Below are 388 nucleotides of genomic sequence, written 5' to 3'. Positions count from 1 at the left end.
TTATGCGGTATTAGCTATCGTTTCCAATAGTTATCCCCCGCTACCAGGCAGGTTACCTACGCGTTACTCACCCGTTCGCAACTCATCCGGAGAAGCAAGCTCCTCCTTCAGCGTTCTACTTGCATGTATTAGGCACGCCGCCAGCGTTCGTCCTGAGCCAGGATCAAACTCTCATTAAAAGTTTGAGTTCTCACTCATTTCTGTCACTGACAGATTTATTGTTTTTTTCATTGTTCAGTACTACAACCTATTGTTGTAGTGCCCTGCACATTGGTTCGTCTTGTTCAGTTTTCAAAGGTCTTTGCCACTCAATCTCTCTCAAGTGACAACTATATTAGTATATCACAGCCGCTTTCGCTTGTCAACACTTTTTTGAAACTTTTTTTAA

At 42.8% G+C, this 388-nt stretch carries 1 rRNA gene; it reads right to left on the bottom strand.

What is annotated here, in order from left to right:
• A 16S ribosomal RNA gene (locus tag HMPREF2805_RS00250) occupies nt 1–179 on the bottom strand; the annotation flags it as partial.
• Nucleotides 180–388: the final 209 nt, after the last annotated feature.

The sequence above is a fragment of the Streptococcus sp. HMSC034E03 genome (assembly GCF_001811505.1).
Lineage (GTDB): Bacteria > Bacillota > Bacilli > Lactobacillales > Streptococcaceae > Streptococcus.
The sequence above is the reverse complement of the archived record's forward strand: the minus strand, read 5'-3'. Positions and strand labels throughout refer to the sequence as shown.